The organism is Streptomyces sp. NBC_00289, from assembly GCF_041435115.1.
GTDB lineage: Bacteria > Actinomycetota > Actinomycetes > Streptomycetales > Streptomycetaceae > Streptomyces.
This window is the reverse complement of sequence record NZ_CP108046.1, coordinates 2,229,814-2,254,219: the sequence shown is the minus strand read 5'-3', so window position 1 is coordinate 2,254,219 and position 24,406 is coordinate 2,229,814. Positions and strand designations below refer to the sequence as shown.

Here is a 24,406-nt window from a genome sequence, read left to right as displayed (position 1 = left end):
GAAAGTTTCCACTAGTGAGTGAGACAACGCACGACGGCACGGTCGCGGTGAGCGCGTTCGCGTCGCCCGACGAGGGCCTCACGGCGAGCCGGCTCGCCGCCAAGTACGGGCTGACCGTGAGCGGGGCCCGGCCTTCACTCGTCGAGTACGTCCGCCAGCTCTGGGACCGGCGTCACTTCATCCTCGCCTTCTCCCGGGCGAAGCTGACCGCCCAGTACAGCCAGGCGAAGCTCGGCCAGCTGTGGCAGGTGGCCACCCCGCTGCTGAACGCGGCCGTGTACTTCTTCATCTTCGGCGTCATCCTGAACGCCAGCCGCGGCATGTCCAAGGACGTGTACATCCCGTTCCTGGTCACGGGCGTGTTCGTGTTCACCTTCACGCAGAGCTCGGTCATGGCGGGCGTCCGCGCGATCTCCGGCAACCTCGGCCTGGTGCGCGCCCTGCACTTCCCGCGCGCCTCGCTGCCCGTCTCCTTCGCGCTCCAACAGCTCCAGCAGCTGCTGGCCTCCATGATCGTGCTGTTCGCCGTGGTGATCGCCTTCGGCAGCTACCCGGACCTGTCCTGGGCGCTGATCGTCCCGGTGCTCGCCCTGCAGTTCCTCTTCAACACGGGTCTGGCCCTGATCATGGCCCGCGCGGGCTCCAAGACCCCCGACCTGGCGCAGCTGATGCCGTTCGTGATGCGTACGTGGATGTACGCGTCCGGCGTGATGTTCTCCATCCCGATCATGCTGGCCGACAAGCCGCAGTGGCTCGCGGACGTCCTGCAGTGGAACCCCGCCGCGATCTACATGGACCTGATGCGCTTCGCCCTGATCGACGGCTACGGCTCGGAGAACCTGCCGGAGCACGTCTGGGCGGCGGCGGGCGGCTGGGCCGTCCTGTTCGCCGTCGGCGGCTTCGTGTACTTCTGGAAGGCTGAGGAGAGGTACGGCCGTGGCTGAGGACAGGACCGACGGACACATCCCCACCGTCATCGCGGACGAACTGCACATCGTCTACCGCGTCAACGGCGCCAAGACCGGCAAGGGCAGCGCCACCGCCGCCCTCAGCCGCATCCTCAAGCGGGGCGAGGAGCGCGGGGTGCGCAAGGTGCACGCCGTCAAGGGCGTCTCCTTCGTGGCCTACCGCGGCGAGGCCATCGGCCTGATCGGCTCCAACGGCTCGGGCAAGTCGACCCTGCTGCGCGCCATCGCGGGCCTGCTCCCGGCCGAGGAGGGCAAGGTCTACACCGACGGCCAGCCCTCGCTGCTCGGCGTCAACGCGGCCCTGATGAACGACCTCACCGGTGAGCGGAACGTCATATTGGGCGGGCTCGCCATGGGGATGTCCCGGGAGGAGATCAGGGAGCGCTACCAGGAGATCGTCGACTTCTCCGGCATCAACGAGAAGGGCGACTTCATCACCCTGCCGATGCGCACCTACTCCTCCGGCATGGCGGCCCGCCTCCGCTTCTCCATCGCCGCGGCCAAGGACCACGACGTCCTGATGATCGACGAGGCCCTGGCCACCGGCGACCGCAAGTTCCAGAAGCGCTCCGAGGCGCGCATCCGGGAACTGCGCAAGGAGGCCGGCACGGTGTTTCTGGTCAGCCACAACAACAAGTCGATCAGGGACACCTGCGACCGCGTGCTGTGGCTGGAGCGTGGCGAGCTGCGCATGGACGGCCCGACGGACGAGGTGCTCAAGGAGTACGAGAAGTTCACCGGCAAGTAGACGCAACCACGCGGGGCCCCGCCGGAACTGATCCGGCGGGGCCCCGCGTCTGCAAAGGAAACGTCAACTTCGTTCCTGCTTAGGAATCTTGACGCCAATCGGTGTGTTGTTGTGATGTGCAGGACACCCCAACGGTCCTGACCGCGTTGTACAACGTAAACTGTACCGGTCCCGAAAGGCGGCAAGTGGGGCGATAATACGCGATGCCCTCTGCCGGGGCGGCTGTGCGGACGTCCGGGCGGCGTGTCCGAAATAGTGTGCATTGGGTCGGCAGTGTAGAACGGGAGATGTGACGGCAATGGCTACGGAGACTCCCCTGCTTCACGCAGCATGTGCCGTCCCCGCCCCGGGCAGTCAGCGGTGACGGGAACCGGCACGGTGCGTGCCGCCGACGCGGAGCGCGGCACGCTCGACAAGGCCGCGGCGGAGAACTTCCCCGTGGCCCCTTTCTTCCTGCCCAGGGACTGGCGCACCGACCTGATGGCCGTGTACGGCTTCGCCCGCCTCGTCGACGACATCGGCGACGGGGACCTGGCCCCCGGCGGCGCCGACGCCCGTCTGCTCGGCGTGTCGCCGGAGCGGGCCGAGGACCGGCTGTTCCTGCTGGACGCCTTCGAGGCGGACCTGAACCGGGTCTTCGACGCGACCCCCCGCCACCCGCTGCTGCGCCGCCTCCAGCCGACGGTCCGCCGCCGCTCGCTGACCCCCGAGCCCTTTCTCGGCCTGATCGCGGCCAACCGCCAGGACCAGCTGGTCACCCGGTACGAGACCTTCGACGACCTCGTCGCCTACTGCGAGCTGTCCGCCAACCCCGTCGGCCGCCTGGTCCTCTCCGTCACCGGCACCTCGACCCCCGAGCGGATCCGCCTCTCCGACGCCATCTGCACGGCGCTGCAGATCGTCGAGCATCTCCAGGACGTCGCCGAGGACCTCGGCCGCGACCGCATCTACCTGCCCGCCGAGGACATGAAGCGCTTTCATGTCCAGGAAGCGGATCTCGCCACGAAAATCACGAGCGCATCGGTGCGCGCACTGGTTGCATACGAAGCGCAACGCGCCCGCGATCTGCTGAATGAAGGCGCCCCCCTGGTGGGTAGCGTCCACGGCAGGTTGAAGCTGCTGCTCGCAGGGTTCGTGGCGGGGGGAAGGGCGGCGATCCAGGCGATCGCCGCCGCCGAATACGACGTACTTCAGGGCCCGCCCAAGCCCGGCAAGCTCCGATTGCTGCGTGAGGTGGGCGTGACTCTGCGAGGAGAGGGGTGATCCGGACCGTGGACTCTTCGCCACCCGTGTCCGCACCGGTACTCGCCGCCTACAGCTACTGCGAGGCCGTCACCGGGCAGCAGGCCCGTAACTTCGCGTACGGCATCAGGCTGCTGCCGACGCCCAAGCGCCGCGCGATGTCGGCGCTCTACGCGTTCTCCCGGCGGGTCGACGACATCGGCGACGGCGCACTGGCCCATGACGTCAAGACGGCGAGACTCGAGGACACCCGGGCGCTGCTCACCCGGGTCCGCGACGGCGTGGTCGACGAGGACGACACCGACCCGGTCGCGGTCGCCCTCACGCACGCCGCCGGGGCGTTCCCGATCCCGCTCGGCGGCCTGGACGAGCTCATCGACGGCGTCCTGAAGGACGTACGCGGCGAGACCTACGAGACCTGGGACGACCTGAAGGTCTACTGCCGCTGTGTGGCGGGTGCCATCGGACGGCTGTCGCTCGGGGTGTTCGGCACGGACCCGGGGGCGCGAGGCGCCGAGCGCGCGCCGGAGTATGCCGACACGCTCGGGCTCGCACTCCAGCTCACCAACATTCTCCGGGACGTCCGCGAGGACGCCGAGGCCGGACGTACCTACCTGCCCGCCGACGACCTCGCCAAGTTCGGCTGCTCGGCCGGGTTCAAGGGGCCGCAACCACCGGAGGGTTCCGACTTCGCGGGCCTCGTGCACTTCGAAGTGCGACGGGCCCGCGCTCTTTTCGCCGAGGGCTACCGGCTGCTCCCCATGCTCGACCGGCGCAGCGGCGCGTGCGTCGCCGCCATGGCCGGCATCTACCGCCGGCTGCTCGACCGCATCGAACGGGACCCGGAGGCCGTGCTGCGCGGCCGCGTCTCGCTGCCCGGGCGGGAGAAGGCGTACGTCGCCGTGCGCGGCCTGTCCGGTCTGGACAGCCGGCACGTGACCCGGCGGACCGTCAGGAGGCGTACCTGATGGACAAACCGGTCCAAGGTGATTCCGTCGGCGAAAAGCGGCACGCAACCCTCCGGTGCGGGCTCGCGTCCCTGACTGCGACGACCCGTGGTGCACGGTTTCGGCGGCACGGCGGAAGTTCGGGGGAGGGTGCGCGATGAGCCACGACACGGGGGCCGGGACTCTCGCGGACGCCGCGAGGGGAGCCGGGAGGCATGCCGTCGTGGTCGGCGGCGGTATCGCCGGCATCACCACCGCGCTCGCGCTCGCCGACGCCGGAGTCCGCGTGACCCTCCTCGAAGGCCGGCCGCGCCTCGGCGGGCTCGCCTTCTCCTTCCAGCGCGGCGCACTGACCGTCGACAACGGACAGCACGTGTACCTGCGCTGCTGCACCGCCTACCGCTGGTTCCTCGACCGCATCGAGGGCGCGGCGCTGGCGCCTCTGCAGGATCGTCTCGACGTGCCCGTACTCGACGTGGCGCGGCCCGCGGGACGGCGGCTCGGCAGGCTGAAACGCGACGCGCTGCCGGTGCCCCTGCATCTGGGGCGCAGCCTCGCGACGTATCCGCATCTCTCGCTCATCGAGCGAGCGAAGGTCGGGCGTGCCGCGCTCGCGCTCAAGGCGCTGGACCTCGCCGATCCGGAGCTGGACGCACACGACTTCGGCAGCTGGCTGGCCGCGCACGGTCAGTCGGCGCGTGCCGTCGAGGCACTGTGGGACCTGGTCGGGGTCGCCACCCTCAACGCGGTCGCCGGCGACTGTTCGCTGGCGCTGGCCGCGATGGTGTTCAAGACCGGTCTGCTGTCCGACCCGGGCGCCGCCGACATCGGCTGGGCCCATGTGCCGCTGGGCGAACTGCACGACCGTCTGGCCCGCAAGGCGCTCGACTCCGCGGGCGTGCGTACCGAGGTCCGTACACGCGTCACCTCCGTCTCTGTAAACGAGAACGGGGCGTGGAGCGTTCAGGTTCCCGGCGAGCGACTCGAAGCCGACGCGGTCGTCCTCGCCGTACCGCAGCGCGAGGCCCACGACCTGCTGCCCGACGGGGCCCTCGACGCCCCTGAGCGGCTGCTGAGAATCGACACCGCGCCGATCCTCAACATCCATGTCGTCTACGACCGCACGGTGCTGCACAAGCCCTTCTTCGCGGCCCTCGGCACCCCGGTGCAGTGGGTCTTCGACCGGACCGACGCCTCCGGGCTGACCGAGGGCCAGTACCTGGCGCTCTCCCAGTCGGCCGCCCAGGACGAGATCGACGAACCCGTCGCCGCCCTGCGCGAGCGGTACCTGCCGGAGCTGGAGCGGCTGCTGCCCGCCACCCGCGGCGCCGAGGTGAAGGACTTCTTCGTGACCAGGGAGCGCACGGCGACGTTCGCTCCGACGCCTGGCGTCGGGCGGCTGCGACCCGGTGCCCGCACCGAGGCACCCGGCCTGTATCTGGCCGGAGCGTGGACCGCCACTGGGTGGCCCGCGACCATGGAGAGTGCGGTTCGCAGTGGTGTGAGTGCGGCGGACGCCGCGCTCGCCGCCCTGGGCCGGCCCCGCCCCCGCCACCTCTTCGAGTTCGAGGAGGCGGCCTGATGCTCGATCAGCAGGCGGCAGGCCCCCGCACCCCCGGTACCGCAACAAGAGGAGAGACTGTGCCCACTGTGCCCCCGGCCGAGACGGCTGCCGACGCGGTGGACGTGACCGCGCTCCTGGAGCGCGGCCGGACCCTGGCCACACCGGTACTTCGGGCGGCCGTCGACCGCCTGGCTCCTCCCATGGACACCGTCGCCGCCTACCACTTCGGCTGGATCGACGCCGAGGGCAACCCCGCCGACGGCGACGGCGGCAAGGCCGTGCGCCCCGCGCTCGCCGTACTCTCCGCGGAGGTCACCGGCGCCGAGCCCGAGGCCGGCATCCCCGGCGCGGTCGCCGTCGAACTGGTCCACAACTTCTCGCTGCTGCACGACGACCTGATGGACGGCGACGAGCAGCGCCGCCACCGTGACACCGTCTGGAAGGTGCACGGCCCCGCCCAGGCCATCCTGGTCGGCGACGCCCTGTTCGCCCTGGCCAACGAGGTGCTGCTGGAACTGGGCACCGTCGAGGCCGGACGCGCCACCCGCCGTCTGACCACCGCCACCCGCGCCCTGATCGACGGTCAGGCACAGGACATCTCCTACGAGCACCGCGACCGGGTCAGCGTCGAGGAGTGCCTGGAGATGGAGGGCAACAAGACCGGCGCCCTGCTCGCCTGCGCCTGCTCCATCGGTGCCGTGCTCGGCGGCGCGGACGACCGCACCGCCGACACCCTGGAGAAGTACGGCTACCACCTCGGTCTCGCCTTCCAGGCCGTCGACGACCTCCTCGGCATCTGGGGCGACCCGGTGTCGACCGGCAAGCAGACCTGGAGCGACCTGCGCCAGCGCAAGAAGTCCCTGCCGGTCGTGGCCGCGCTCGCGGCGGGCGGCCCCGCCTCCGAGCGGCTCGGCGAGATCCTCGCCGCCGACGCCAAGAGCAGCGACTTCGCGAACTTCTCCGAGGAGGAGTTCGCGGCCCGCGCGGCTCTGATCGAGGAGGCGGGCGGCCGCGAGTGGACCGCCGGAGAGGCACGCCGCCAGCACACCGTCGCCATCGAGGCCCTCGACGCCATCGACATGCCCGACCGGGTGCGGGCACAGTTCGCGGCACTCGCCGACTTCGTCGTCGTACGAAAGAGATGATCACTATCGGTCGAATAACCCTCGCGTAGTCGCCGGCCGGTGCCGCGGGATCAGCGCACCGGCCGACGGCGGACCCACAGCAGCACGACTCGAACGACTGCACGAAGGGGAAGCCATGACAGCGACGACCGACGGAAGCACCGGGGCACTGCCGCCCCGCGCTGCCGCGGCCAGCGAAACCCACATCACCACTCCCGTGGCGGCCGGGGTGCACGACGCCGCTGTCCACGCCGTGCAACGCGCCACCGACTTCCTGCTCTCCCTGCAGGACTCCCAGGGCTGGTGGAAGGGCGACCTCGAGACGAACGTCACCATGGACGCCGAGGACCTGCTGCTCCGCCAGTTCCTGGGCATCCGTGACGAGGCGACGACGCATGCCGCCGGCCTCTTCATCCGCGGCGAACAGCGCCCGGACGGCACCTGGGCGAGCTTCTACGGCGGACCGGCGGAACTCTCCACCACCATCGAAGCCTACGTCGCCCTCCGCCTGGCCGGTGACGCGCCGGACGCGCCGCACATGGCGAGGGCCTCCGCCTGGATCCGCGAGCGGGGCGGGATCGCCTCCGCCCGCGTCTTCACCCGGATCTGGCTGGCCCTGTTCGGCTGGTGGAAGTGGGAGGACCTGCCCGAACTCCCGCCGGAGCTCATCTACTTCCCCAAGTGGGCGCCGCTCAACATCTACGACTTCGGGTGCTGGGCCCGGCAGACCATCGTCCCGCTGACGATCGTCTCCGCCAAGCGTCCGGTACGGCCCGCGCCCTTCGCGCTGGACGAACTGCACACCGACCCCGACAACCCCAACCCGGCCCAGCCCCTTGCCCCCGTGGTGAGTTGGGACGGTGCCTTCCAGCGCCTCGACAAGGCGCTGCACGCCCTGCGCAGGGTCGCGCCGCGCAGGCTGCGCCGAGCGGCGATGAACAGTGCCGCCCGCTGGATCATCGAACGGCAGGAGAACGACGGCTGCTGGGGCGGCATCCAGCCCCCGGCGGTGTACTCCGTCATCGCGCTGCACCTGCTGGGCTACGACCTCGAACACCCGGTGATGCGCGCCGGGCTGGAGTCGCTGGACCGTTTCACCGTGTGGCGCGAGGACGGGGCCCGGATGATCGAGGCCTGCCAGTCGCCGGTGTGGGACACCTGCCTCGCCACCATCGCGCTCGTCGACGCGGGCGTGCCGGCCGATCACCCGCAGGTGGTGAAGGCGGCGGACTGGATGCTGGGGGAGGAGATCGTCAGGCCCGGTGACTGGTCGGTCAAGCGGCCCGGACTGCCGCCGGGCGGCTGGGCGTTCGAGTTCCACAACGACAACTACCCGGACATCGACGACACCGCCGAAGTCGTCCTCGCGCTGCGCCGGGTCAGGCACCACGACCCGGAGCAGGTGGAGAACGCGATCGGGCGCGGGGTGCGGTGGAACCTCGGCATGCAGTCGAAGAACGGCGGCTGGGGCGCCTTCGACGTCGACAACACCAGCCCGTTCCCCAACCGGCTGCCGTTCTGCGACTTCGGCGAGGTGATCGACCCGCCGTCGGCCGACGTCACCGCGCACGTGGTGGAGATGCTGGCGGTCGAGGGACTCGCCCAGGACCCGCGCACCCGGCGCGGCGTCGAGTGGCTGCTGGCCGAACAGGAGCCGAACGGCTCGTGGTTCGGGCGCTGGGGCGTCAACTACGTCTACGGCACCGGGTCGGTGGTCCCCGCGCTGACGGCCGCCGGCCTTCCCACGGCGCACCCGGCGATCCGCCGGGCGGTGACCTGGCTGGAGTCCGTCCAGAACGACGACGGCGGCTGGGGCGAGGACCTGCGCTCCTACAGCCGGCCCGAGGAGTGGAGCGGCCGGGGCGCCTCGACCGCCTCCCAGACGGCATGGGCGCTGATGGCGCTGCTGGCGGCGGGGGAGCGGGACTCCAAGGCCGTCGAGCGCGGCGTCGCATGGCTCGCGGCCACCCAGCGGGAGGACGGCTCCTGGGACGAGCCGTACTTCACCGGCACCGGGTTCCCCTGGGACTTCTCCATCAACTACCACCTCTACCGGCAGGTGTTCCCGCTCACCGCACTCGGCCGGTACGTCCACGGGGAGCCCTTCGCGGAGAAGCCGCTCGCCGAGGCCAAGGGGGGCTGATGAGCACGCAGCCCGCCCCGTCCCCGCTGCTGATCGCCTGCGCGCTCGGCATCGAGCACCTCGCCCTGCGCACCGGCGACCGCACCGGCGCCGACGGGCCGGTCACCGTGCTGCGGACCGGCATGGGTCCCAGGGCGGCCGAGCGCTCGATCAGCGGGCTGCTGGCCGACCCGGCACTCGGCGGGGCCGCCGTGCTGGCCACGGGCTTCTGCGCGGGGCTCGCGCCCGGCATGCACCCCGGTGACCTGGTCGTCGCCGAGGAGACCCGCGACCCGCGGGGGAACGTCCCCTGCGTGGGTACCGACCTGCTCGTCAAGGAACTCGTGCGCGCCGTGCCCGGGCGCACCGTCCACACCGGACCGCTCACCGGGTCCGACCACGTCGTGCGCGGTCCGGAACGCTCGGACCTGCTCGCGACCGGTGCGATCGCGGTCGACATGGAGTCGGCGGCGACGCTGCTGAGCGCCGTGCGGGCGGGCGAGCGCCCGGTTGCGGCCGTCCGGGTGGTCGTGGACGCTCCTGAACATGAACTCGTCCGGATCGGCACGATACGCGGTGGAATATCAGCTTTCCGTGTTCTTCGTTCCGTACTTCCTGCTTTCTTCGAATGGCACCGTTCCTTGCTGCTCCCCAGGAGGTGAGCCAGATGGCCATGCCACTGCGCCAGACCATCAAGGTCGCTACATACTTGGCCGAACAGAAGCTCCGCAAGCGGGACAAGTTCCCGCTCATCGTCGAGCTGGAGCCCCTCTTCGCGTGCAACCTCGCCTGCGAGGGCTGCGGCAAGATCCAGCACCCCGCCGGGGTGCTCAAGCAGCGCATGCCGGTGGCGCAGGCCGTGGGGGCGGTGCTGGAGTCCGGTGCCCCGATGGTGTCGATCGCGGGCGGTGAGCCCCTGATGCACCCGCAGATCGACGAGATCGTGCGGCAGTTGGTGGCGAAGCGGAAGTACGTCTTCCTCTGCACCAACGCCATGCTGCTGCGCAAGAAGATGGACAAGTTCACGCCCTCTCCCTACTTCGCCTTCGCCGTGCACATCGACGGGCTGCGGGAGCGGCACGACGAGTCCGTCGCGAAGGAGGGTGTGTTCGACGAGGCCGTGGCGGCCATCAAGGAGGCCAAGCGGCGCGGCTTCCGGGTGACCACCAACTCGACCTTCTTCAACACCGACACCCCGCAGACCATCATCGAGGTGCTCAACTACCTCAACGACGACCTCAAGGTCGACGAGATGATGATCTCGCCCGCCTACGCCTACGAGAAGGCCCCCGACCAGGAGCACTTCCTGGGCGTGGAGCAGACCCGCGAGCTGTTCAAAAAGGCCTTCGCGGGCGGCAACAGGCGCCGCTGGCGGCTCAACCACTCCCCGCTGTTCCTCGACTTCCTCGAGGGCAAGGTCGACTTCCCGTGCACCGCGTGGGCGATCCCGAACTACTCGCTCTTCGGCTGGCAGCGCCCCTGCTACCTGATGAGCGACGGGTACGTCCCGACGTACCGCGAGCTGATCGAGGAGACCGACTGGGACAAGTACGGCCGCGGCAAGGACCCGCGCTGCGCCAACTGCATGGCGCACTGCGGCTACGAGCCCACCGCCGTCCTCGCCACCATGGGCTCCCTGAAGGAGTCGCTGCGGGCCATGCGCGAGACCGTCAACGGAAACCGGGAGTGACGTCGTGACCGCCGTCTCCTTGGGCGTTCCCGAGGTACCGGTCCGGCCGATCGCCGAGCGACGCCTGTCGCGCGGCATCCGGGTCGGGCCGGTGGCGGTCGGGGGCGGGGCCCCGGTGTCGGTGCAGTCGATGACGACGACCCGTACGTCGGACATCGGCGCCACCCTTCAGCAGATCGCGGAACTCACCGCGTCGGGCTGTCAGATCGTCCGCGTCGCCTGCCCCACGCAGGACGACGCGGACGCCCTCGCGACCATCGCCCGCAAGTCGCAGATCCCGGTGATCGCGGACATCCACTTCCAGCCGAAGTACGTGTTCGCCGCGATCGAGGCCGGCTGCGCGGCCGTACGCGTCAACCCCGGCAACATCAAGCAGTTCGACGACAAGGTGAAGGAGATCGCGCGAGCCGCCAGGGACCACGGCACGCCGATCCGTATCGGGGTCAACGCGGGTTCACTGGACCGGCGGCTGCTCCAGAAGCACGGCAGGGCGACCCCCGAGGCGCTCGTCGAGAGCGCCCTGTGGGAGGCGTCCCTGTTCGAGGAGCACGGCTTTCGCGACATCAAGATCTCGGTCAAGCACAACGACCCCGTGGTGATGGTCAACGCCTACCGGCTGCTGGCGGAGCGGTGCGACTATCCGCTGCACCTCGGGGTGACGGAGGCCGGTCCCGCCTTCCAGGGCACGATCAAGTCGGCGGTCGCCTTCGGCGCACTGCTCTCGCGGGGCATCGGCGACACCATCCGGGTGTCCCTGAGCGCCCCGCCCGTCGAGGAGGTCAAGGTCGGCATCCAGATCCTGGAGTCGCTCGGCCTCAGGCAGCGCCGGCTGGAGATCGTGTCGTGCCCCTCGTGCGGGCGCGCCCAGGTCGACGTCTACAAGCTGGCCGACGAGGTCACGGCGGGCCTCGAGGGTATGGAAGTCCCGTTGCGCGTGGCGGTCATGGGGTGCGTGGTCAACGGCCCCGGCGAGGCGCGGGAGGCGGACCTGGGGGTCGCCTCCGGCAACGGCAAGGGGCAGATCTTCGTCAGGGGCGAGGTCATCAAGACCGTCCCCGAGTCGAAGATCGTGGAGACCCTGATCGAGGAGGCGCTGAAGCTCGCCGAACAGATGGAGCGGGACGGCGTCGTGTCCGACGCCCCCGACGGCACGGGGACACCGGCAGTGACAGTGATGTGAAGCATGGCGAGGACCGAGAGGGGGCCCGAGCATGTCGATTCTGGAGAACATCCGGGGGCCGCGCGAACTGAAGGCGCTGTCCGAGGCGGAAGTCGGTGAACTGTCCGAGGAGATCAGGGAGTTCCTGGTGCACGCGGTCGCCAGGACCGGCGGACACCTCGGGCCCAACCTGGGGGTGGTGGAACTCTCCATCGCGCTCCACCGGGTCTTCGAGTCACCGGTCGACCGCATCCTGTGGGACACCGGCCACCAGAGCTACGTCCACAAGATCCTGACGGGACGCAAGGACTTCTCCAAGCTGCGCGGCAAGGGCGGCCTGTCCGGCTACCCATCGCGCGAGGAGTCCGAGCACGACGTCATCGAGAACAGCCACGCCTCCACCGTCCTCGGCTGGGCCGACGGACTCGCCAAGGCGCGTCAGGTGCAGGGCGAGAAGGGTCACGTCGTCGCGGTGATCGGCGACGGGGCGCTCACCGGCGGCATGGCCTGGGAGGCGCTCAACAACATCGCGGCCGCCAAGGACCGGCCGCTGATCATCGTCGTCAACGACAACGAACGGTCGTACTCCCCGACCATCGGCGGACTCGCCAACCACCTGGCCACCCTGCGGACCACCGACGGCTACGAGAAGGTGCTCGCCTGGGGCAAGGACGTGCTGCTGCGCACGCCGGTCGTCGGCCACACCGTCTACGAGTCGCTGCACGGCGCGAAGAAGGGCTTCAAGGACGCGTTCGCGCCGCAGGGCATGTTCGAGGACCTGGGCCTGAAGTACGTGGGCCCGATCGACGGACACGACGTCGGGGCCGTCGAGTCGGCGCTCCGGCGCGCGAAACGCTTCCACGGACCGGTTCTCGTGCACTGCCTGACGGAGAAGGGCCGCGGCTACGAACCGGCGCTCGCCCACGAGGAGGACCACTTCCACACCGTCGGTGTGATGGACCCGCTCACCTGCGAGCCCCTCGTGCCCTCGGCCGGACCGTCCTGGACCTCCGTGTTCGGCGAGGAGATCGTGCGCATCGGGGAGGAACGCGAGGACGTCGTGGCGATCACGGCGGCCATGCTGCACCCGGTCGGCCTCGGCAGCTTCGCCGCGCGGTTCCCGGACCGTGTGTGGGACGTCGGCATCGCCGAGCAGCACGCGGCGGTGTCCGCGGCCGGCCTCGCCACCGGTGGACTGCACCCGGTCGTGGCCGTCTACGCCACCTTCCTCAACCGCGCCTTCGACCAGCTGCTGATGGACGTGGCGCTGCACCGCTGCGGTGTCACCTTCGTCCTGGACCGCGCCGGGGTCACGGGGGTCGACGGACCCTCCCACAACGGCATGTGGGACATGTCGATCCTCCAGGTCGTGCCGGGGCTCAGAATCGCCGCGCCGCGCGACGCCGACCAGCTGCGGGCGCAGCTGCGGGAGGCGGTCGCCGTCGACGACGCGCCCACGCTGGTCCGCTTCCCGAAGGAGTCGGTGGGACCCCGGATCCCGGCGGTCGACCAGGTCGGGGGCATGGACGTCCTGCACCGCTCCGCCGGGCGGCCGCAGGTCCTGCTGGTCGCCGTCGGTGTGATGGCGCCGGTGTGCCTCCAGGCCGCCGACCTGCTGGAGGCCCGCGGCATCACCTGCACGGTCGTCGACCCCCGCTGGGTCAAACCCGTCGACCCGGCGCTTCCGGGCCTGGCCTCGGCACACCGCCTGGTCGCCGTCGTGGAGGACAACAGCCGCGCGGCCGGGGTCGGCGCGGCGGTGGCGCTGGCGCTGGGCGACGCCGAGGTCGACGTACCGGTGCGGCGGTTCGGCATCCCGGAGCAGTTCCTCGCGCACGCCAAGCGCGGGGAGGTGCTCGCCGACATCGGCCTCACCCCCGTCGAGGTGGCCGGCCGGATCAGCGCGAGCCTGGCCGTCAGGGAGCGGGCCGGGGGCGGCCAGCACAGTCCCGCCGGCGTGCCGGTCACCGTCGTGCCAGTCAAGGAGAAGGCCGAATGACCAAGGAGTTCGACCTCGGCGCGCTGCTGGCCGAACGCGGGGCCGAGCGCTACGAGCTGCACAGCAAGTACCTCAACCACCAGCTCCCGCGCATGCTGCACACGATCGGCTTCGACAAGGTCTACGAGCGGGCCGAGGGCGCCCACTTCTGGGACGCCGACGGCAACGACTACCTGGACATGCTCGCCGGGTTCGGCGTGATGGGGCTGGGGCGCCACCACCCCGTCGTCCGCCAGGCGCTGCACGACGTCCTCGACGCCCAGCTCGCCGACCTCACCCGCTTCGACTGCCAGCCGCTGCCCGGGCTGCTGGCCGAGAAGCTCCTCACGCACAGCCCGCACCTGGACCGGGTGTTCTTCGGCAACAGCGGTACGGAGGCGGTCGAGACCGCGCTGAAGTTCGCCCGGTACGCCACCGGCAGGCCCCGGATCCTGTACTGCGACCACGCCTTCCACGGCCTGACGACCGGCTCGCTCTCGGTCAACGGCGAGGACGGCTTCCGGGACGGCTTCGCCCCGCTGCTGCCCGACACGGCCGTGCCGCTCGGCGATCTCGACGCCCTGGCGCGGGAGTTGAAGAAGGGCGACGTGGCCGCCCTGGTCGTCGAGCCGATCCAGGGCAAGGGCGTGCACGAGGCGCCGCCCGGATACCTGCGCGCCGCCCAGGAGCTGCTGCGCCGGCACAAGGCCCTGCTCATCGCGGACGAGGTGCAGACGGGTCTGGGCCGGACCGGCGACTTCTACGCCTATCAGCGCGAGGAGGGCGTCGAACCGGACCTGGTGTGCGTGGCCAAGGCGCTCTCAGGCGGCTATGTGCCGGTCGGGGCCACCCTCGGCAAGGACTGGATCTTCAAGAAGGTCTACTCGTCGATGGACCGGGTCCTGGTCCACTCGGCGAGTTTCGGGTCCAACGCGCAGGCCATGGCGGCGGGCCTGGCCGTGCTGTCCGTCATGGAGAACGAGCAGATCGTCGCGAACGCCCGCACCACCGGCGACCTGCTCAGGTCCCGGCTCGCGGCGCTGACCGACACGTACGAGCTGCTCGCCGACGTCCGCGGCCGGGGCCTGATGATCGGCATCGAGTTCGGCCGACCCAGGTCGCTGAAGCTGCGCGGCCGCTGGACGATGCTGCAGGCTGCCCGCAAGGGGCTGTTCGCGCAGATGGTCGTCGTGCCGCTGCTGCAGCGGCACCGGATCCTGACCCAGGTCTCCGGCGACCACCTGGAGGTGATCAAGCTGATCCCGCCGCTGGTCGTCGACGAGCGGGATGTCGACCGGTTCGTCGACGCGTTCACGGCCGTGATGGACGACGCGCACAGCGGCGGCGGGCTGATGTGGGACTTCAGCCGGACGCTCGTCAAGCAGGCGGTCGCGAACCGGTAGGACGGAGGCTTTTGCCTTTGGGGCAAAAAATTTGCCGCAGAGGCAAACCTGCGGCTCAATGGAGTGCATGAGCTCTCCGGAAGCCGAGAACCAGCTGCCGGCCGGAACGGTCGCCGACCTTCCCGCCGTCGCCCCGCAGCTCCGCTCGCTGCGCCGCCGGGCCTCCCTCACCCTGGAGGCCGCGGCCCGCACCGCCGGTCTGTCGCCCGCCCACCTCTCCCGGCTGGAGACGGGGCAGCGGCAGCCCTCGCTGCCGATGCTGCTGGCGCTCGCCCGTATCTACGGTACGACGGTCTCGGAACTTCTCGGCGAGACGCTCGCCGAACGGGACGCCGTCGTGCGCGGAGCCGACATGGAGCCCACCGAGGCGGGCGGCTGGACCTACTGGCCGGCCGGCGCCCCGGGGCGGGGCATGCAGGCCCTGCGGGTGCACGTCCCCCACGGCTCCCAGGGCGACATCGTGCGCGTACACCCCGGCGAGGAGTGGCTCCACGTCCTGCGGGGCCGGCTGCGGCTGCGCCTGGGGGACGCCACGCACCGGCTCGACGCGGGGGACAGCGCGCACTTCGACTCGCTGACCCCGCACCGCATCGCCGCCGTCGACCCGGACGGGGTCGACCTGCTGTTCGTCCACACCCTGCTGCAGAGCCCCACAGCCGCGCTGTGCCTGGGCCCCATCACTGGAGAGACATCATGAGCGAACGCAACATCGAGGAGAAGTTCCCCCGCGCCCTGTGGGTGCGCCTGATCATCTACATCGCGGTGGGACACGTCTTCGCCGCCTTCCTCTACCTGCTGTTCGAGGTGGGCGCGAAGTAACCGCGGCCTGCCGCACCGGGGCGGGGCGGCCTCGGTGGCGGGCGGCTCAGTCGAGCAGTCGCTCCCGCAGGCGTTCCCGGATCTCCGGGGTGATCCCCAGCCCCTGCTCCAGGTAGGCGTCGACGCCGCCCCAGGTCTCCTCGATGGTGTCGAAGGCCGCCGCCAGATACTCGGCGCGCGCGTCGAACAGGGGACTGAGCAGTTCCATGACCTCGGGGGAGTACGCCGAGGAAGAGCTGCCGCTGCGGCGCACCTTGTAGCGGCGGTGCCGGGCGTTGGACTTCAGGTAGTCGGCCACGATGGCCTCGCGCTCCACGCCCAGGGCGAGCAGCGTCACCGCCACGGACAGTCCCGCGCGGTCCTTGCCGGCCGCGCAGTGCATCAGGGCCGGGACGCTGTCCTCGGCCAGCGCGCGCAGAACCAGTGAGTGCACGGCGGTGCGCTCCTTGACGATCTTGCGGTAGGACCTGATCATCCGGCCCGCGCCCTTGCCGTCGTCGAGGATCGCGCGCAGTTCGTCGATCTCGCCGTCGCGGACCATCTTCCAGAACTCGGAGCCGTCGGCCGGGTCGCTCAGCGGCAGGTTCACATTGCGCACACCCCGCAGTTCGACGTCGGGGCCCTCGAGCCTCTGGTCGGCCGCGTTGCGGAAGTCGAAGATCGTGTGCAGGCCCAGGGTGTCGAGGAACGCGGCGTCCTCCGGCGTCGCGTGCGCGAGGTGACCGCTGCGGAACAGCACTCCGTGTCGCACCCGGCGACCGTCCACCGTCGGCAGTCCGCCCACGTCACGGAAGTTGCGCACACCGGCCAGCTCGGGCTCGGTGGACGGGACCTGCTGCGTCACGGGGCTCCTCCCGGTCGGTCCCGCCGACGCGGCTCATCGGCGGGCTCCCCGACGACCATACGACATGCGTTCCTGGGGCAATCAGTTGTCCACAGGCGTTGCCTCACAGGCCCATGGCCGATGATGATGTTGATCCTTGAGCGCACCTGTCCGTATCTGTGAGGGCCCGATGCTGGAAATCGCCGAAAACGGCCGTACGTGGCTTCTGTCCGGGCCGGCCAGCAGTTACGCCGTCCATCTGACCGAGACCGACGAACTGCTGCACCTGCACTGGGGTTCGCGGATCGCGCTCGCCGACGCCGAGGCCCTGGCCGTCCGTCCGCTGCCCGACTACTGGCCCTTCGAGTCCCCGCTCGACGGACGCGAGGAGTACCCGGTCGAGGGCGGCCCCCGTTTCACGCGCCCCGCGCTGTCCGTGCGCACGGACGAGCGGCGCGGCACCGAGTGGACCTTCGAACGGTACGAGGTCGAGGGCGACGAGCTGCGGCTCCGCTTCCGGGACGCGGGCCTCGCCGTCACCCTGCACTACCGGATGCGCGACGACGTCGTGGAGCGCCGGGTGACGCTGGACAACGACGGGCCGGCGGTCGAGCTGCTGCGCGCCGACTCCGCCACCTGGACCCTGCCCGACCGTGACGGCTGGCGCCTGTCCCAGCTGCACGGCCGCTGGGCCGCGGAGTCCCGGCTCGTACGCGGCGAGCTCACCTACGGGGAGAAGGTCATCGGCAGCCGCCGCGGCCACACCGGGCACCAGCACCTGCCCTGGGTCGCGCTCGACACCGACGCGACCGAGGAACGCGGCGAGGTCTACGGCTGCGCCCTCGGCTGGTCCGGCACCTGGCGTATCGCCGTGGCCCAACTCCCGGACGCGCGCGTGCAGATCACCGGCGGGGCCGGCTACGACGAGTCCGGGCTGCTCCGCCTGGAGACGGGCGAGTCCTTCACGACGCCCGTCTTCGCGGGCCTGTGGAGCGACGGCGGCTTCGGCGGGGCGAGCCGCGCCTGGCACGCCTATCAGCGTGCCTACGTCATCCCTGACGCCGGCCAGGACCGGCCCGTGCTCTTCAACTCCTGGGAGGCCACCGAGTTCGACATCTCCGAGGAGCAGCAGGGCACGCTCGCGCGCCGGGCCGCGGCGATCGGGGTCGAGCTGTTCGTGGTCGACGACGGCTGGTTCGGGGCCCGCACCAGCGACCGCGCCGGACTCGGCGACTGGACGCCCAACCCGGACCGGTTCGCCGCCGGGCTCACCCCCCTCGCCGACCACGTGCACGAGCTCGGCATGCAGTTCGGTATCTGGGTCGAGCCGGAGATGGTCAACCCGGACAGCGACCTCTACCGGGCCCATCCGGACTGGGTGCAGTTCCAGCCGGGACGAAAGCGGACGGAACTCCGCAATCAGCTCGTACTGAACCTCGCTCGTGAAGATGTCCAGAACTATCTCTGGGAGCAGCTCGACGGACTCCTGTCCAGCGCCCCGATCGACTACGTCAAATGGGACTTCAACCGCTGCTTCACCGACGCCGGCTGGCCCGGCGAGCCGTACCCGCAGCGGTTGTGGGTCGACCACGTGCACGCCCTGTACCGCCTGTTGGACCGGCTGCGGGCGGCCCACCCGGGAGTCGCCTTCGAGTCCTGCTCCGGTGGGGGCGGCCGGATCGACCTCGGCGTCCTCGGCCGTACCGACCAGGTGTGGACCTCCGACAACACCGACCCGCTCGACCGGCTCGCCATCCAGTACGGGTTCAGTCAGATCCACCCCGCGCGCGTGATGGCCGCCTGGGTCACCGACAGCCCCAACACGCAGCTCAACGGCCGGGTCAGCTCGCTGCGCTTCCGGTTCGTGAGCGCGATGGCGGGGGTTCTCGGGGTCGGCGGTGACCTCTCTCGGTGGACGGAGGAGGAACTCGCCGAGGCGCGGGAGTGGGTGGAGCTCTACAAGGAGATCAGGCCTCTCGTGCAGCGCGGCGAGCTGTACCGGCTCCGTCCCCCGAGCGGCGGGCTGAGCGCCGTGCAGTACGTGCTCGGGGACGAGGCCGTCGTGCTCGCCTGGCTCCAGGCGCAGAGCCACGGTGAGCCCGCACCGGCGCTCCGGCTGCGCGGACTGGACCCGACAGCGACGTACGAATGCCGCGAAACGGGCGAAGTGCACCGAGGTGCGGTGCTGTTGCATCACGGATTGCGTACGGGATTGCGCGGCGACTTCGATGCGACGCTTTTCCGTTTCCGTCGCATCTGATCTGTCTGTCCGAATTGGCGCCTTCATTCCAACTCCGTGTGGAATGTGGGCTCCTGGGGTGGCGTGCGTGAGCAGCGTCATATTCGTGACCGTGAGTCGCCCGTCATGTTCACGTAATTCGCATGCTTTTCCAGGGCGTTCGGTCAATGCGGGTGCCTTTTGTTCCACGGAGGGTGACCGGTAATTCCCCGAAATGCGCAAAGGAAACGCATGCGCGGGGAACCGCCGCTTGTTCCTTCGCGTCCCGGTCGCTTACGTTCACCACCGATCCGGACGGACGCCCAATCCTGCCACCGCCCGGAGCCCGCACACACCCACCCGTCCATGGCAGGAGCGGGGGACCCACAGGTACAACCGCCTGTTCCGGTCTCCGGAACGGCTAGGGGTAAAGCCGCGTTTCGGCGCGGCCGGGCATCTCCAGTCCGCACCCGACAGCTCACCTCGCAGGCGCCGGAGAGGAATTCGCCATGCCCGCGAAGGGTAAGCACCGCCGTCCCAAGAGCCAGCGTTTCACCCGCTCGATCGCCGTCGCCGGAACCGGCGGCGCCGCGCTCGCCCTCCCGCTTCTGGGGGCCACCGGCGCCCATGCGGCCACTCCCCAGTCGGTTGCCCAGAACGTTTCGGAAAAGGCCGCTCAGTCCGCTCCCGTCACCGGGACGAAGGCCGCCGAGAAGAAGAGCACCACCAACAACGCGGGCACGCGGACCTATTCGGTCCGGGCCGGTGACTATCTCTCGAAGATCGCCGACGAGCAGAACGTCAGCGGTGGCTGGCACCGGCTCTACCAGGACAACCGGGCGGCCGTCGGCGAGGACCCCTCGCTGATCCACCCCGGCCTGAAGCTGAGCATCGGCAAGAAGGCCGCGACGAGCACGCCGAGCACCACGAAGACCAAGTCGTCCTCGTCCTCGTCGGCCAAGTCGTCCTCCAAGTCGGCCGCGAAGTCCTCGTCGTCCGCCTCCTCCTCGTCGAACACGACGGCCGCGACCAAGGCCGCCGAGTCGACGAGCACCTCCGGCGGTGACGTCCTCCCGGTCAGCGGTGCCACCGTCGGCACGGGCTACCGCGTGGCGGGCGGTATGTGGTCCAGCGGCTACCACACCGGCGTCGACTTCGTCGTCCCGACCGGTACCTCGCTCAAGGCGGTCGGCGCGGGCACGGTCGTCTCGGCGGGCTGGGGCGGCGCCTACGGCAACCAGGTCGTCATCAAGCTGGCCGACGGCTACTACGCGCAGTACGCCCACCTGTCGCAGCTCTCCGTCTCGGCCGGCCAGGCCGTCGGCGCGGGCCAGCAGGTCGGCCTCTCCGGTGCGACCGGCAACGTGACCGGCCCGCACCTGCACTTCGAGATCCGCACCACGCCGGACTACGGCTCCGACGTCGACCCGATCGCCTACCTGCGCGCGCACGGCGTCGCCGTAGGCTGATCCCCGCACCACCCCTGCCTGACACGCTGCCGAAGGCCGGACCCCTATCCCCTGGGTCCGGCCTTCGGTGTGTGTGGCGTTCATGATCGTCGTGTTGCGGTCGTGTGGCGCGGGACCTCGGGGTGTCGACAGGAGGGACGGGGTGGGACACAGTGAACTCCGTTGCGGGCAAGCGCTTTCCGTCCGTCGGTGGAGGTCTGCCCGCGACCTCGACGGCAGCGGGGCCGGACGCGCCCCGGAGCCCTCCCGCACCACTCCCGCCCACCGAAGGAGCCGTACCCCCGTGACGACCACGCGCAGAGCCTTCGGCGCCCTGACCGCCGGCGCCGCCCTGGCCGCCCTCGCCCCGGCCGCCACCGCGAGCGCCGCGCCCCGCCACCGCCGCCTGATCGCCCACGACGACTTTCGTCACGGCCTCGGCCGGTGGGCCGTCGAACTGGAGCAGGGCGGGACCGTCACCGCCTCCCGCGGCACGCTGGACGTCGACGTGCCCGCCGGGGCGACGATCTGGTTCACGCAGCGGCTCACGGGGCCGTACGTCATCGAGTACACCGCCACGCCCGTCTCGGAGGGCGGGGTCAACGACCGGGTCTCGGACCTCAACAACTTCTGGAACGCCCTCGACGTCCGCTCGCCCGACGACCTCTTCGCCACCCCGAGGGGCGGGGCGCTCGCGGAGTACGACCACCTCAGGACGTACTACGTCGGCTACGGCGCCAACGGCAACACCACGACCCGGCTGCGCCGTTACGTCGGCGAGGCCGGCGTGCGTCCGCTGATCTACGACTACACCGAACCGCTCCTCGTGGCGAACCGGCCCCACCATGTCCGGATCGTGTCCGACGGTTCGACCGTGCGGTGGTGGAACAACGGACGGCTCGTCTTCGACTTCGCCGACCCGCAGCCGTACACGAGTGGGCACTTCGCGTTCCGGACCACCTGGAGCCACTTCCGGCTCGCCGGCTTCCGGGTGTGGCAGTCGTCGCGTCAACAGCGCTGACCAGAAGCCTATTCCTGGCTTGGTGAACACTTTACGAGTGGCTTATCTCACCGGTAGTCAACCCATTCTTACGATCGCGTAGGTCACATCCGAAGGTGAATCATGGCTCGATGTGGCAGACGATTCGAAGAGTGACAACAGATCAGTGATCGGGTCGTACGTGGCGCTGGGGGACAGCTTCACCGAGGGCGTCGGTGACCCGGGCCCCGAAGGGGCGTTCGTCGGCTGGGCCGACCGGTTCGCGGTGCTTCTCGCGGACCGGCGACCCGAGGGCGACTTCGACTACGCGAACCTCGCGGTGCGCGGCAAGCTGCTCGACCAGATCGTCGAGGACCAGCTTCCGCAGGCCGTCGAACTGGCCCCCGACCTGGTGTCGTTCAGCGCCGGCGGCAACGACATCATCCGACCCGGCACGGACCCCGACGAGGTCGCCGAGCGCTTCGAGCGGGCGATCGCCCGGCTCACCGCGGTCTCCGGCACCGTCATGGTGACGACCGGCTTCGACACCCGTGGCGTGCCCGTGCTCAGGCATCTGCGCGGCAAGATCGCCACCTACAACGGCCATGTCCGGGCCGTGGCCGACCGGTACGGCTGTCCGGTGCTCGACCTGTGGTCCCTCAAGACCATTCAGGACCGGCGGGCCTGGGACGGCGACCGCCTCCACCTGTCGCCCGAGGGACACACGCGCGTGGCACTGCGGGCCGGTCAGGTCCTCGGCCTGGAAGTCCCGGCCGACCCGGACCAGCCCTGGCCGCCGCTCCCGCACCGCGGCCCCCTCGACGTCCGACGGGACGACGTCCACTGGGCACGCGAGTACCTGGTTCCGTGGATCGGACGCCGGCTGCGCGGGGAGTCGTCGGGGGACCACGTGACCGCCAAGGGTGCGCTGTCGCCGGACGACATCAAGATGCGGATCGCCGCGGTGGCTTGAGGGCGGGGCGGGGCGGGAGCGACGGGGCGGGGCGCGGGGGCCGGTTCGGGCCGACGCCGTCCGTGGTCCGGGCCGGCACCCCCAGCCCAGGCCGGTCCATGGACCGGCCTGGGCTGGGGGTGCCGGCCAGGGCTGTCGTCCGGAGGTGTCCGGTGCTGAAGCGCGGCGGGCGCTGGCTGGGCTGGTCGTTCACCGTTGTGGTCGTTCGCTGTGCGGTCCGTTCCGGGGCGGGGCGTTTCACTGGGTCGGAGGCTCGGCGTGCCGCGGGCTCGCCGTGGCGGGCGCTGGTCGCGGCGGGCGGGCCGTCAGCGCTCCGGGCTGGTCAACGCCTCTCGCTTCAGGCCGAGTTCACGGGCCAGGGCGTCGTCCACCCACTCCTGCGCCCGCGTGCGCGACACCGCTCCCGCGTAGGACGTCATCTGTACGGCGAGGCCGTCGAGCAGGGCCGTGAGGCGCAGGGCCGTACCGGCGGGGTCCGGGCACCGGAACTCGCCCGCGGCCACGCCCTCCGCGACGACCTCGGCGATCGCCGCCTTCCACTGCCGGTCGAGGTCCCGGGTGACGTCCTGCAAGGCGGGCTCGCGCAGCGCGGCCGCCCAGCCTTCGATCCACAGCCGCCAGCCCTTGGCCTGGCCGGTCGGCGCGTACCAGCGCACGGCCGACCGCAGTCGGCGCAGCGCGGTGGTACGGCGGCCGAGAAGCTTGCGCAGGTGCGCGAGGTCGTCCTCGGCGGCGTAGGTGAACGCCGCGGCGACCAGCTTCTCCTTGGTCGAGAAGTGATACAGCACCAGCGCGTTGCTCACGCCGAGCGCCGAGGCGACGTCGGCGATCCTGACCGCCGCGATGCCCCGCGCCTGGATCTGCTCGATGGCCGCCCGCAGCAACTCCTCGCGCCGCTCCGCCACGCTCAACCGCACTCTCGCCACGCGGTCACCCTAATGTGTCGATCTGTGCGCGCCGGACGAGGCGGCCGCCGTTCGGCCTGTTCCGGACGGTGCCCACGGGCGGTGGCCGGCCCGTCAGCGATACCAGCCGAACCGCTCGGCGATCACCGGCAGCCGGTCCGCGACGAGGGCGTGCGCGGCGGCCCGCGGTGTCGTCCCGTCGGCGTCGGCGCGGGCCAGCATCTGTTCGACCAGTGCGCGCATCGAGCGACGGGTGTGCGCGAACGCCTCGTCCGCGTCCGCCTCGATGTCGCCGAACAGCGTCCACCACCACCACGCGTTCGTCCCCGAGTTGACGACCACGTCCGGCAGCACGGTGATCCCGCGCGCCGCGAGCAGTTCCTCCGCCTCGGGCAGCACGGGCATGTTGGCCGCCTCGACGATCCAGCGGGCGGAGATCAGCTCCTGGTTCGCGGTGTCGACGGCGTACGAGACCGCCGCCGGAACCAGGATCTCCGCCCCGGTCGACAGCCAGGCCTCGCCGGGCAGTTCCCGGTCCTGCGGACGCAGCGCGGAGCGGTCCACGGTGCCGTAGGTGTCCCGTGCGGCGAGCAGCGCCTCGACGTCGAGGCCCGCCGGATTGGCGATCGTGCCCTTGATGTCGGCTACGGCCACGACCGTGAGCCCCGCCCGCGCGAGGAAGCGGGCCGTGGCTCCGCCCATGGTGCCCAGGCCCTGCACGGCGACCCGCGTGCCCGCGTACGGCACCCCGGCACGGTCCAGGGCCGCCAGCGCCGACTCGGCGACACCGCAGCCGCCGACCAGTTCGTCCAGGCCGATGCCGTCCACTTCGACCGCGAAGGCGTCCGCGAGCCGGCGCCGGGCGGTGGTCTCGTCGTCCAGCAGGGGATACACGGCCTGGATGGACGAGACGAGTCCCGCCTCCACGGCCGCCCGGTCCACGAGGTCCTGACTGAGCCCGAGGTCCTCGCCCGTGGTCCAGCAACTCTCGACGTAGGGCCGCATGGCGCGCAGGTAGCGCACCAGCAGTCCGTACGCCCCCGGGTCCTGGGGGTCGCAGTCGATGCCGCCCTTGGCGCCGCCCAGCGGGATGTAGCGGCCGTCGGGGTTGTAGTGCAGTGCCTCTTTCATGGTCATGCCGCGGGCCAGCCCGGCGACCTCGTCCGGGGTGCAGCCCGCGCGCATGCGCAGCCCGCCACTGGAGACGCCGCGCACCAGTCGGTCGACGACCAGGAAGCCCTGGCGGCCGGTGACGTGATCGGTCCAGGTGAGCGACATCAGGGGAGTGGTCATGCG

General features: G+C 70.8%; 22 protein-coding genes and 1 riboswitch. Of the genes, 19 read left to right on the top strand and 3 right to left on the bottom strand.

Annotated elements, in window-relative coordinates; translation table 11 throughout:
• Positions 1-14: 14 nt before the first annotated feature.
• From OG985_RS10725 to OG985_RS10655, 15 genes are all read left to right on the top strand, one after another.
• Positions 15-944, top strand: a complete 930-nt coding sequence (locus OG985_RS10725; protein WP_371668044.1) for an ABC transporter permease — start codon at positions 15-17, stop codon at positions 942-944.
• Entirely contained in the window at positions 937-1,716 is a 780-nt protein-coding gene (locus OG985_RS10720; protein ID WP_371668043.1) for an ABC transporter ATP-binding protein, read from the top strand. Before OG985_RS10725 ends, OG985_RS10720 begins: the two co-directional genes overlap by 8 nt.
• A 360-nt stretch (positions 1,717-2,076) precedes the next feature.
• Positions 2,077-2,979 carry a squalene synthase HpnC gene (gene hpnC, locus OG985_RS10715; protein ID WP_371668042.1) on the top strand — a complete coding sequence of 301 codons (903 nt, stop codon included), beginning with the start codon at positions 2,077-2,079 and terminating at the stop codon, positions 2,977-2,979.
• Complete coding sequence (hpnD, locus tag OG985_RS10710; RefSeq protein WP_371668041.1) at positions 2,976-3,926, top strand: presqualene diphosphate synthase HpnD; 951 nt, start codon at positions 2,976-2,978, stop codon at positions 3,924-3,926. Before hpnC ends, hpnD begins: the two co-directional genes overlap by 4 nt.
• Positions 3,926-4,066, top strand: a complete 141-nt coding sequence (locus OG985_RS10705) for a DUF6380 family protein (RefSeq protein ID WP_371668040.1) — start codon at positions 3,926-3,928, stop codon at positions 4,064-4,066. The genes hpnD and OG985_RS10705 overlap by 1 nt, the downstream gene beginning before the upstream one ends.
• The gene (gene hpnE, locus OG985_RS10700; protein ID WP_371668039.1) at positions 4,063-5,487 is read left to right on the top strand and encodes a hydroxysqualene dehydroxylase HpnE; all 1,425 of its coding nucleotides are present in this window, start codon (positions 4,063-4,065) and stop codon (positions 5,485-5,487) included. The genes OG985_RS10705 and hpnE overlap by 4 nt, the downstream gene beginning before the upstream one ends.
• A complete protein-coding gene (locus OG985_RS10695; RefSeq protein WP_371668038.1) occupies positions 5,487-6,614 on the top strand; it encodes a polyprenyl synthetase family protein in 1,128 nt (375 codons plus the stop codon). The genes hpnE and OG985_RS10695 overlap by 1 nt, the downstream gene beginning before the upstream one ends.
• Positions 6,615-6,729: 115 nt before the next feature.
• Positions 6,730-8,736 (top strand): squalene--hopene cyclase, encoded by a 2,007-nt coding sequence (gene shc, locus OG985_RS10690; RefSeq protein WP_371668037.1) that lies wholly within the window; start codon positions 6,730-6,732, stop codon positions 8,734-8,736.
• Positions 8,736-9,377 (top strand): 1-hydroxy-2-methyl-2-butenyl 4-diphosphate reductase, encoded by a 642-nt coding sequence (locus OG985_RS10685; RefSeq protein WP_371668036.1) that lies wholly within the window; start codon positions 8,736-8,738, stop codon positions 9,375-9,377. Before shc ends, OG985_RS10685 begins: the two co-directional genes overlap by 1 nt.
• Positions 9,378-9,382: 5 nt before the next feature.
• On the top strand, positions 9,383-10,405 hold the full coding sequence (gene hpnH, locus OG985_RS10680; protein WP_371668035.1) for an adenosyl-hopene transferase HpnH: 1,023 nt from the start codon (positions 9,383-9,385) through the stop codon (positions 10,403-10,405).
• A gap of 4 nt (positions 10,406-10,409) precedes the next feature.
• Positions 10,410-11,585 carry a flavodoxin-dependent (E)-4-hydroxy-3-methylbut-2-enyl-diphosphate synthase gene (gene ispG / locus OG985_RS10675; RefSeq protein WP_371668034.1) on the top strand — a complete coding sequence of 392 codons (1,176 nt, stop codon included), beginning with the start codon at positions 10,410-10,412 and terminating at the stop codon, positions 11,583-11,585.
• 31 nt (positions 11,586-11,616) lie between these two features.
• Entirely contained in the window at positions 11,617-13,563 is a 1,947-nt protein-coding gene (gene dxs / locus OG985_RS10670) for a 1-deoxy-D-xylulose-5-phosphate synthase (protein ID WP_371668033.1), read from the top strand.
• Complete coding sequence (locus OG985_RS10665; protein ID WP_371668032.1) at positions 13,560-14,945, top strand: aspartate aminotransferase family protein; 1,386 nt, start codon at positions 13,560-13,562, stop codon at positions 14,943-14,945. The genes dxs and OG985_RS10665 overlap by 4 nt, the downstream gene beginning before the upstream one ends.
• Positions 14,946-15,012: 67 nt before the next feature.
• A complete protein-coding gene (locus tag OG985_RS10660; RefSeq protein ID WP_371668031.1) occupies positions 15,013-15,642 on the top strand; it encodes a helix-turn-helix domain-containing protein in 630 nt (209 codons plus the stop codon).
• Positions 15,639-15,764, top strand: coding sequence for a DUF6126 family protein (locus OG985_RS10655; RefSeq protein ID WP_371668030.1), 126 nt, complete (start codon positions 15,639-15,641; stop codon positions 15,762-15,764). The genes OG985_RS10660 and OG985_RS10655 overlap by 4 nt, the downstream gene beginning before the upstream one ends.
• A gap of 46 nt (positions 15,765-15,810) precedes the next feature.
• Here the strand turns inward: OG985_RS10655 and OG985_RS10650 are convergent, their stop codons facing one another.
• Positions 15,811-16,608 carry a tyrosine-protein phosphatase gene (locus tag OG985_RS10650; RefSeq protein ID WP_371668029.1) on the bottom strand — a complete coding sequence of 266 codons (798 nt, stop codon included), beginning with the start codon at positions 16,606-16,608 and terminating at the stop codon, positions 15,811-15,813.
• A 169-nt stretch (positions 16,609-16,777) separates the two neighbouring features.
• Between OG985_RS10650 and OG985_RS10645 the strand changes: the two genes are divergently transcribed.
• The 4 genes from OG985_RS10645 to OG985_RS10630 all read left to right on the top strand — a co-directional run bounded on the left by OG985_RS10645 (position 16,778) and on the right by OG985_RS10630 (position 22,205).
• Positions 16,778-18,847: an alpha-galactosidase gene (locus OG985_RS10645; RefSeq protein WP_371674329.1), complete on the top strand. Its 2,070-nt coding sequence runs from the start codon at positions 16,778-16,780 to the stop codon at positions 18,845-18,847.
• Positions 18,848-19,152: 305 nt separating this feature from the next.
• A riboswitch (cyclic di-AMP (ydaO/yuaA leader) is annotated at positions 19,153-19,310 on the top strand.
• 4 nt (positions 19,311-19,314) lie between these two features.
• A complete protein-coding gene (locus tag OG985_RS10640) occupies positions 19,315-20,274 on the top strand; it encodes a peptidoglycan DD-metalloendopeptidase family protein (protein WP_371668028.1) in 960 nt (319 codons plus the stop codon).
• 283 nt (positions 20,275-20,557) lie between these two features.
• Positions 20,558-21,274, top strand: a complete 717-nt coding sequence (locus tag OG985_RS10635) for a DUF6250 domain-containing protein (protein WP_371668027.1) — start codon at positions 20,558-20,560, stop codon at positions 21,272-21,274.
• A gap of 145 nt (positions 21,275-21,419) precedes the next feature.
• The gene (locus OG985_RS10630) at positions 21,420-22,205 is read left to right on the top strand and encodes an SGNH/GDSL hydrolase family protein (protein WP_371668026.1); all 786 of its coding nucleotides are present in this window, start codon (positions 21,420-21,422) and stop codon (positions 22,203-22,205) included.
• A gap of 305 nt (positions 22,206-22,510) precedes the next feature.
• On the opposite strand, the gene OG985_RS10625 is transcribed toward OG985_RS10630, so the two are convergent.
• Complete coding sequence (locus OG985_RS10625) at positions 22,511-23,131, bottom strand: TetR/AcrR family transcriptional regulator (RefSeq protein WP_371668025.1); 621 nt, start codon at positions 23,129-23,131, stop codon at positions 22,511-22,513.
• A 93-nt stretch (positions 23,132-23,224) separates the two neighbouring features.
• On the bottom strand, positions 23,225-24,403 hold the full coding sequence (locus OG985_RS10620; RefSeq protein ID WP_371668024.1) for a Glu/Leu/Phe/Val dehydrogenase dimerization domain-containing protein: 1,179 nt from the start codon (positions 24,401-24,403) through the stop codon (positions 23,225-23,227).
• Between the last annotated feature and the right edge of the window lie 3 nt (positions 24,404-24,406).